We start from the raw sequence: 7,266 nt of genomic DNA on the forward strand, positions 1-7,266 counted from the left end.
CCTGGACGGTCGGTTCACGAGCCGACTCTCCAGGTACGCGAGCCGACTCTCCAGGTACGTGAGCCGACCCTCCGGGTACGCGAGCCGACGCCCGGCAAGGGGCCGGCCGTTGCGCCGATCAGGTGACATCCCCCGCCGGGCCCAACCGGTTCCGGGTGTCCGGAGTGGACCGCGCACCACAGACACCTGGAGGTACCGTGCCGAACCGGAAACTGCCCACCGTCGCCGCCGCGGCGTTTCTCGCCCTCGCCGGAACCGTCGGCTTCGCGCCCGCGGCGTCGGCGCACGACGCCGTCGCCGAGGTTTACGGCTGCCAGTACCAGGGCCAGTTCCGCTGCGGCTACGGCGGCGTGACCAACGGCCACACCCGCATCTACGCCTGCGACACCGCCGGTGACGGCTACGGCTTCCGCGCCCAGTTCCTGCTCCGCAGCGGCGGAGGCGGCTACGTGGACGACGCCAACGGCAGCAGTTCCGGGTGCAGCGCCAAGGTTCCGGGCACGTCGGCCAACCCGGTGAGCATCTTCCGCGTCTGCGCGAAGAAGCCGGTGTTCGTCTGCAGTGACTGGCTGAACGCCTGAGCGCCGCTCAGCCGACGACGTCGATCTCGAACGGCTCCGCGGCGCTGTACTCGAGATCGGCCCACACCGCGCCCGGCAGGGCGAAGCGGCGATGGGACGTCAACCGGTCGTCGTAGTTCGGGTCGGACTTGGGGTTGTGCCCGACCCCCGTCTTGTCCGAGCCCCACGCGAAGATGTTGCCGACCCACATCGGCTTCGACACGCCTTGGCCGTTGATCCGCGGCCGGACGACCAAGGCGGCGCCGGCACTGCCGGACAGGTTCAGCCGGACCGTGTTCTGCCCGGCGTTGGGCGGGGTGACGGTGATGCGTTCCATGAGTTCCACTTCCGGTTCGACGGTCAGTTTTCCGGATCCCGGCGAGTCCACGCCGGGCCAGAAGTCGGCCACGACGGAGATGTCGATGCCGGGCGCGACGTCCAGCAGGTACTGCGCGGCGATCGCGCCTTCGGGGATCTCGCGTTTGCCGGTGGCCGTGGCGATCCAGTACAACGGCGGCTCGACGCGCTGGGCCTTGAACGCCGCCTTCACCTTCGGCCAGGTCGACCGGTTGCAGTAGATGACCGGGTACGCGAATCCCGACGCCCGCCGCCGCCGGGCCCAGCCCGGCGCCTCCTCCGGCGTGGCGTCGCCGGGCTCGACGTCCAGGACGTGCCCGTCGTTGGTCGACGCCTTCTTGACGATCCGCACCTTCAGGGCGTCCGGGAAGAGCGCCCAGTCGGCGGCGGTCCACGGCGCGAGCTTGATCCGGTCGATGTACCCGGCCACGAGCACGGGCCGGCCGTCCTTCTTGAGGATGTTCCGCGCGGTGACGGCGTCGTACATGGTGCGCATCGGCTTGCCTCGAAATCGTGGGGCGGCGGATATCGGCGTGTCCACGATCACGGAAGGAGGATTACGGCACAACGGCGAAAAGGGCGCCTTTTCGGGCGAATCCGGCTCACCGGGCGGCTTTCCGCGCGGCGGCTCCGGAAACAACCGGAGCCGCCGCCTTACCCGGTCATTCTTCGCGCAGATTCTCCAGGTTCGTCGTCCGCCACAACGCGGGCAGTGTCAAGGCGGTGACGAGCAGGACCGCGGCGATCGCGGTCGCCGTCAGGAGCGCGATCGACGACACGTCCGCCGTCATCGGGCGGTGCACGACGAACCTGAGCACCAGCCAGTCGAGGACGAGCCCGGCCGGCACGGCGACGAGCACCGCGACCCCCACCGGGATCGCCAGCTGCCACACCAGTGACCGGGCGAGCACACCGCGTCCGACGCCGTTCGCCGCGAGCGTGGCGAGGCTGCGCCGCCGTTCCCGCAGCTGCTCCCACGCGGCGACCAGCAGGCTGCCCGCGACGAACAGCAGCACCAGCACCGAACCGACCGACAGCACTCGGGTGATCAGCGCCGAGGTGCCGTCCCGCCCGGTGCCGAGCGAGGCCACGGATCCGTTCCAGCCCACCACGTTCCGGACGCGTTCCACCAGGTCCGGATCGGCGCCGGGCAGCGTCGCGGACACCGTCAGCCCGACGCCCGACGCCGTCGCGAGCGCGGCCGGGGTGACGATCAGCTCCTCCCCCTCCACCGGCACCCGGTGCACCGCCGGAACCGTCCACTGTGGAAGGTCGGACCGGTGGGCCCGCCGGATCTCGGAGAACCACACGTGATCCCCTTGCTCGGGCACGTAGCCGCTCCCGGTCGCCGCGGCGTAGACGTCGCCGTCACGGCAGTCCGCGATCGCGCCGCGCAGCCGCGCACAGCTCTCGACGACGGCCGAGGTCCGTTCTCCCGACGCGGTCTCCAGCATGACGCCGGTCCGCACCGGCACGCCCCCCAGCCCGGGCAGAGCGTGGAAGGCGGCGGTGAACGCCTCGCCGTCGGCGACGCTCGTGGCGTAGTAGCTCGCGAGCACCCGGATGTCCTGCGACGCGGGGCGTTCGAGCTCGGTGCGGGCGTAGACGCCTTGCAGCGCAATGGATCCGGCCAGCACCACGGCGACGCCGCTGACCAGGCGCGCCGCCGTCGCGCTGTCCAGCTGGAGGCGGCGGACGGCCAGCAGCCAGGCCGGCGAACCCCCGCCGAGCAGCCCCGCGACCCGCTCGACCACCCACGGCAGCACGAGGGGGACGGCCGTGAGGACGAGGACCACCCCGACGGTCACGGAGGGATTGTCGGCACCGTCGCCACCGAGCCCGGTCAGCAGCAGCACACCGCCCGTGACCGCCGGGAACAGGCGCCACACCAGCTTCCGCGGGGTCCGCGTCCCCCGCCGCTCCACGCCCAGCGGCTCGATGACGACCGGCCGCAGCGCGAACACGGCCGCCGCGCACGCCAGCACCGGCAGCGCCAGCAGGGCCGGCACCCCGAGCCGCCAGTCGGGGACGACGTCGCCGCCGAAGAGACCCCCACGGAAAGCGTCCACGGTGATCCCCGGGACCAGTAAGCGGATGAGCTGGAACAAGGCGAGGCCGGCCAGCAGGCCGGCGAGCGAGCCGAGCAGTGTCTCCCCCGCCGCGATCCGGTGCACCTGGCCGCGGTCCGCGCCGACCAGCCGCAGCGCGGCGAGCCGCCGGTCCCGCGCCGCCGCCGCGAGCCGGGTGCTGGTGACGACGAAGACGAACACCGGCACGAGGCACGTCGTCGCGCCGACCACCACCAGCAGGAGTTCGAGCGCGGACAGGGGGCGGTGGGAGGCCGCGAACCCGAAGCGGCTCACCAGTTCGGAGTCCGGCTGCTGCGCGACGGTGTCGGAGCCGACGTAGAAGAAGAGCTCGTTCGGGCCGGTCAACCCGGTGTCGCCGATGGTGCCGATCACCCGCTGGGAGAACCGCGACCGCAGCAGCTCGCTTCCGGGCGACCGCAGCAAGTCCGCCAGCGCCGGGGAAAGCACCGCCTCCCCCGGCCCCGGCAGCCGGCCGACGCCCGGCGCGGCGGGCGGACGCGGCCCGGTGGCCTGCACGAGGTAACCCTGCAGGCCGCGACCGCGGAACTCGTCGTTCCGGCCGGCCACGTGGACCGGGTCGATGCCTTCGACGGACGCGCCGAGGGCGGGGAGCCGCGAGCTCGCCCGGTCGTCGCGGGCGGCGAGCAGGTTCGGCACCGACGTCGCGGTGAGCAGGACGGCGACGCCGAGGCCGACGCCGACGGCCGTCAGCGTGAGCCGCACCAGGGCGGTCCGCGCCCCGCCGCCGCCCAGCGCGAGGCGCATCCCGAGTGCGAGGTCCGCGGCCCAGCGCCGCATCACCGGGTCACCTCGAGCTCTCGCGTCCGGCCGTCGCGCACGACGACCTCGCGGTCGGAGTACGCCGCGACGCGGGGTTCGTGCGTCACCAGCACGACCGCCGCGTCCCGCTCCCGGGCCGCCGTCGTCAGCAGCTGCATGACCTGCTCGCCGTTGAGCGAGTCCAGGGCCCCGGTCGGCTCGTCGGCGAAGACGACGCGCGGCCCGGTCACGAGCGCGCGAGCCACCGCCACCCGCTGGCCCTGTCCGCCCGACACCTCGCCCGGCCGCTTGCCCGCCACCTCGGCGAGACCGAGCTCCGCCAGTGTTTCGCGGGCCCGCCGCGCCGCCACCCGGCCCCGCTCGCCGTGCAGCCGCAGCGGCAGGGCGACGTTCTCCTGGCAGGTCAGCTCCGGGACGAGCCGGCCGAACTGGAAGACGAAGCCGAAGTCGGTGCGACGCAACGCCGAGCGCGCGCGGTCGGTCAGCAGGGTGAGGTCGGCGCCCCGGTAGCGGACGGTGCCCTCGTCCGGCCGGACGATCCCGGCCAGGCAGTGCAGCAGCGTCGACTTGCCCGCCCCGGACGGGCCCATCAGGGCGACGACCTCCCCCGCGCGCACCCGCAGGCTCGCCGACGTCAGCGCGTCGGTGGCCCCGAACGCCTTCCGGACCCCGCCGGCCTCCAGCAGGACCTCCGGCGTGCTCACGCGATCTCCTTCGCCAGCTGGTCGAGCCGGGCCGCGGTCAGCTCCAGCCAGCGGAGGTCGGCCTCCAGGTGGAACAGCGCGTGGTCGCAGACCAGCTGGTCGACGAGGTCGCCACCGGTCTTGCGGCGGGTCAGCTCGCGCATGGCGCCGAGGTGCGCCGAGCGCTGGACGTCGAGGACGTCGGCGGCCGGACGGCCGGAGAGCAGGGCGAGCACGATCTTGGTGTAGAGCGTGTTCTGCAGGTACGCCTCCGGCTTCTCCGGGGTCGCCAGCCAGGTGCCGACGTCGGCGACCCCGGCCTCGGTGATCGCGTACCGCTTGCGCTCCGGGCCGCCGCCGGCCTCGATGCCGTCGGCCTCGACGAGTCCCTGCTTGAGCAGCCGGGCCAGCGTCGAATAGACCTGGCCGTAGTGGACGCGGCGGTCGTGCCCGAACCGGTCGTCGTAGGCGCGCTTGAGGTCGTAGCCGTGCCGGGGGCCGGTTTCCAGCAGGCCGAGCAGGGTGTGTCCGATCGACATGCGGCGACAGTACACGGGGTGTATAGCCGGAGTTTATACACCCTGTTCATAGTGATCAGCCGAGGATCGCCCGCAGCGGTGTCGCCGGCCGTTCGATGAGTTCTTCGAGGTCGGAGCCGGTGGCGGCGAACTCGCCGCGCCGCGCGGCGCGGAACATGCCGAGCAGCATCGCGGCCTGGCCCGCCGGGACGCCGTGCCCGGTCAGGCTCGCCACCCACTCGTCGTCGTCGGCGACCACCCGGCGGATCGTGCGCCCGGTGAGCTCGCCGAGGAGGCCGGCGACGTCCTCGAGGTCGAGCGCGACCGGGGCGGTCAGGGGCGGCGTCGGCCCGTCGAACCGGCCCTCGCCGGCGAGGATGACGGCCGCGGCTTCGGCGAGATCGGCGTGCGCGGTCCACGACACGGGCCCGTCGGCCGGCGCGACCAGCTCGCCGGTTTCCCGCGCCCGGCCGAGCAGCAGCGGGACGGTGCTGGCATAGAAACCGTTGCGCAGCGCGGTGAACGCGGTGCCGGCCGCCGACAGGTGGCGTTCGGTGGCGGCATGGTCGGGCATCGGCGCGAAGAGGGAGTCGTCGGCCGCGGCCTGGTGGCTCGTGTAGAGCACGCGCTTGGCGCCGGCGTCCCGCGCGGCATCGATCGCCACGGCGTGGTGCCGCAGCGCGGCTTCGCCGGTCTCGTCCGTCGAGACGACGAGGACCTGCGTAGCGCCTTCGAACGCGTCGGCGAGCGAGTCCGGGTCGGCGAAGTCCCCGCGTCGCACGCGGACGCCGCGTTCGGCCAGCGCACTCGCCTTCGCGGGCTCGCGGACGCTGACGCCGACCTCCGCGGCCGGGACACGCCGCAGCAGCTGCTCGACGACCTGGGAGCCGAGCTTGCCGCTTCCCCCGGTGATCACGATCATGATGGATCCTCTCGTTGACTAACGTTGATATTAACCACGTTAGCACCGTCGCTAGCAAGAGTGCGATATCATCGGAATCATGGTGAAGAGCCGAAGCGAGACGCGGGCGCACATCCTCGAGACCGCCGCACGGCTGCTCGACACCGAAGGCGCGGCCGCGCTCACGATCCGCGCGGTCGCCCAGGCCGCCGGTCTGCAGGCCCCGGCGCTCTACCGGTTCTTCGAGGACAAGGACGCGCTGCTCGACGCCGTCGCCGAGCACGTCTTCACGACGTATGTCACCGGGAAGGCGGCCACGCGGGACGGCGACCCGGTCGCGGACCTGCGCACCGGCTGGGACGCGCACATCGGCTTCGGCTTGGCCAACGCTTCCCTGTTCGGCCTGCTCGTGACGCCGGGCCGGACCTCCCCGGCGGCCGAGGCGGGCCTGGCGGTTCTGCGCGGCCGGGTGCACCGCATCGCGGAGACCGGCCGGCTTCGGGTGCCCGAGCCCCTCGCGGTCGAGCTCATCCACGCGGCCGGGACCGGTGCGGTGCTCACGTTGCTGGCACGGCCTCCGGAGGAGCGAGATCCCGGCCTCGCCGAGGCGATGTTCGAGGCGGTACTGGGCCGAATCCTCACCGACGCCCCGGCTCCACCCGCGGCCCCGGCAACTGCCTCGCCTGCTCCGGCGACACCGGCGGCCCGGCCCGCTCCCCCAGCGGCAACGCCCACTCCCCCAGCAGCCCTGGCAGAGCTGGCGGCCCCGTCCGCTGCCCCGGCGGCACCACCCGCAGGCCTGGCGACCCCGGCGGCTCGGCCCGCTGCGCCGGCGGCTCCGGCAGAGCGGGCGGAGCTGGCCGCCTCGGCGAAGCTGGCGGCTTCGCCCGCTTCTCTGGAAGCCCCATCCACTCCCGGGGCAGCAACGCTCGCGGCCCCGGCGACCCCGGCCGCCCGGCCCGCTCCCCCGGCTGCCACGGCAGAGCAGGCGGAGCTGGCCGACTCGGCGAAGCTAGCGGCTTCGCCCGCTCCCCTGGAACCCCCACCCGCTCCCGGGGCAGCAACGCTCGCTGCCCCGGCTGCCCCGCCAGAGCTGGCGGAGCTGGCGGAGCTGGCGGAGCTGGCGAAGCTCACCGCCGCCGAGCGGGCTCTGCTCGCGGAGTGGCTCGGCCGCGACTGAGCGGCGCGGGGCGGCGGGTCGCCGCGGCGACGTTATGAACCACCCTTTCACCTCGTCAGACGCGGTGAACGACTCGTTCATGTCGTCCGCCCACCGCCACCGATGCAGTGAATGACTCATTCCTGGCGTCCGGCGCCATGGGCTTGACCCGGTTTGGCGGACACCTCTGATCAGGGGCGGGAGCTCCTGGAAGGGAT

7 protein-coding genes are annotated in these 7,266 nt (G+C 73.4%); 2 read left to right on the forward strand and 5 right to left on the reverse strand.

From position 1 onward, the window contains the following. The first annotated feature begins 197 nt into the window (after positions 1–197). Entirely contained in the window at positions 198–581 is a 384-nt protein-coding gene (locus tag AB0M83_RS48070; RefSeq protein ID WP_364529396.1) for a hypothetical protein, read from the forward strand. Positions 582–588: 7 nt separating this feature from the next. On the opposite strand, the gene AB0M83_RS48075 is transcribed toward AB0M83_RS48070, so the two are convergent. From AB0M83_RS48075 to AB0M83_RS48095, 5 genes are all read right to left on the reverse strand, one after another. Continuing rightward, on the reverse strand, positions 589–1,413 hold the full coding sequence (locus AB0M83_RS48075; protein ID WP_364529399.1) for a hypothetical protein: 825 nt from the start codon (positions 1,411–1,413) through the stop codon (positions 589–591). Between the two features lie 166 nt (positions 1,414–1,579). Continuing rightward, the gene (locus tag AB0M83_RS48080; protein WP_364529414.1) at positions 1,580–3,805 is read right to left on the reverse strand and encodes an FtsX-like permease family protein; all 2,226 of its coding nucleotides are present in this window, start codon (positions 3,803–3,805) and stop codon (positions 1,580–1,582) included. Next, the gene (locus tag AB0M83_RS48085) at positions 3,805–4,491 is read right to left on the reverse strand and encodes an ABC transporter ATP-binding protein (protein WP_364529402.1); all 687 of its coding nucleotides are present in this window, start codon (positions 4,489–4,491) and stop codon (positions 3,805–3,807) included. Before AB0M83_RS48085 ends, AB0M83_RS48080 begins: the two co-directional genes overlap by 1 nt. Next, positions 4,488–5,009, reverse strand: a complete 522-nt coding sequence (locus AB0M83_RS48090; RefSeq protein ID WP_364529405.1) for a PadR family transcriptional regulator — start codon at positions 5,007–5,009, stop codon at positions 4,488–4,490. The genes AB0M83_RS48085 and AB0M83_RS48090 overlap by 4 nt, the downstream gene beginning before the upstream one ends. Positions 5,010–5,064: 55 nt before the next feature. Then, positions 5,065–5,910 (reverse strand): NAD(P)H-binding protein, encoded by an 846-nt coding sequence (locus AB0M83_RS48095; RefSeq protein ID WP_364529408.1) that lies wholly within the window; start codon positions 5,908–5,910, stop codon positions 5,065–5,067. A gap of 79 nt (positions 5,911–5,989) precedes the next feature. Here AB0M83_RS48095 and AB0M83_RS48100 point away from each other — a divergent pair, with 79 nt between their 5' ends. Next, on the forward strand, positions 5,990–7,069 hold the full coding sequence (locus AB0M83_RS48100; RefSeq protein ID WP_364529411.1) for a helix-turn-helix domain-containing protein: 1,080 nt from the start codon (positions 5,990–5,992) through the stop codon (positions 7,067–7,069). The last annotated feature ends 197 nt before the right edge of the window (positions 7,070–7,266 follow it).

Source organism: Amycolatopsis sp. NPDC051106, assembly GCF_040682775.1.
Classification (GTDB): domain Bacteria; phylum Actinomycetota; class Actinomycetes; order Mycobacteriales; family Pseudonocardiaceae; genus Amycolatopsis.